2 protein-coding genes are annotated in these 1,323 nt (G+C 50.5%); both read right to left on the bottom strand.

Annotation, left to right across the window (positions count from 1 at the left end):
* A partial coding sequence (locus B3180_RS02245) for a HesA/MoeB/ThiF family protein (protein ID WP_286842747.1) occupies positions 1-443 on the bottom strand: 443 nt, incomplete at its 3' end.
* Between the two features lie 34 nt (positions 444-477).
* On the bottom strand, positions 478-1,323 hold an 846-nt coding region (thiE, locus tag B3180_RS02240; protein WP_286842745.1), incomplete at its 5' end, for a thiamine phosphate synthase.

The following is a 1,323-nucleotide window of genomic DNA, read 5'->3' as shown; positions in this document are numbered from 1 at the left end:
CGAAGCGCAATAAGTTGCCCGTTAAAGCCGCGCGCCGCGGCAGAAATGAGCGGCGTATTCACGCGGTAGCAGCTTTGGTTGATCAGGTACCGGGTCTCACGATTGTCGGTGCAGTCGAGGACTAAATCGGCTTGTTCGGCGAGCGCGTCCAGGTTTTCTTCATAGGCCTTTTCTTCAATAGCGGTGATACGAATGTCCGGGTTTAACCGCGACAAAGAATGACCAGCTTGCCGCGCCTTGGACAAGCCAATATCATCGCTGGAATAGAGTGTTTGCCGCTGTAAGTTGCTGAGGCTGACGGTGTCATGATCGACCAGTGTGATTTGCCCAACGCCCGATGACGCCAGATATTGGCTGGCAGGACAACCAAGACCACCCAATCCAATAATCAGCACATGCCTTTTCAGCAAACGCTGTTGTCCAACTTCGCCTATTTCTTTCATCAGTATGTTACTGCTGTAGCGCAGAAGTTGTTCGTTACTCAGCATGGGCAGCCTCGTTCTCTTCCTTAATTTCGGCTTCAGCGTCCATCGCAGTCAGTAACTGATGGACAGCCTGCTCGACGTCGTTCGCAGCAGTAATCGCGCTAACAACCGCTATGCCGTTAATTCCGGTAGCTTTTACGGCAGCTACGCGATCTAAAGAAATGCCACCAATAGCGACTGTCGGTATGTTAGTTGGCGCTAGTAATGCGACATAGCGGCGCAGTCGCTCCAGACCTTGGGGTTTAGACGGCATAGCCTTGGTCTGAGTTGGAAAGATATGACCCAGAGCGATGTAAGAGGGCGTGTACGCTTGAGCAATTAATAACTCGGTGTAGCTGTGAGTGGAAATGCCCAGCCGCAACCCCGCTTGCTGAATAGCGTGAAGGTTAGCTTCGGTTAAGTCTTCCTGACCTAAATGCACGCCATAAGCGCTGTGCTTAATAGCGAGTTGCCAGTGGTCATTAATAAACAACTGAGCTGAATATTGCTCCGCCAGCTGAATGCTTTTTTTAATAGCGGCTTCCAACTGAGGAGCATCTGGGTCTTTAATACGCAGCTGAAGCGTTTTAATGCCCAGTTTTAAGAGCTTTTCTATCCACTCATAAGAATCTACTACCGGATACAGTTCGGGTTCCTTGTCCAGCCTGGGAAACTGGAGGTCAACGCAGGGCAACTCCGGCGTTTTAATCCTTGGAAAATGTTTAATTTTCTGTGGCCAGTGTGTATGAGCAACAAGGCCTGGTCCGCGGCCTATACCTTTCGCCTCAATCAGGCCCTGATGGACATAGGCATTAGCGACCGTAATGGCATCCTCAAGCGGGTAGTCATGCGTTATTAC

This window comes from Idiomarina sp. UBA4206 (assembly GCF_002383015.1).
In the GTDB taxonomy this organism is placed as follows: Bacteria; Pseudomonadota; Gammaproteobacteria; order Enterobacterales; family Alteromonadaceae; genus Idiomarina; species Idiomarina abyssalis.
Note: the sequence above shows the minus strand (reverse complement) of the source record. Positions and strands in the feature narration are given on the sequence as shown.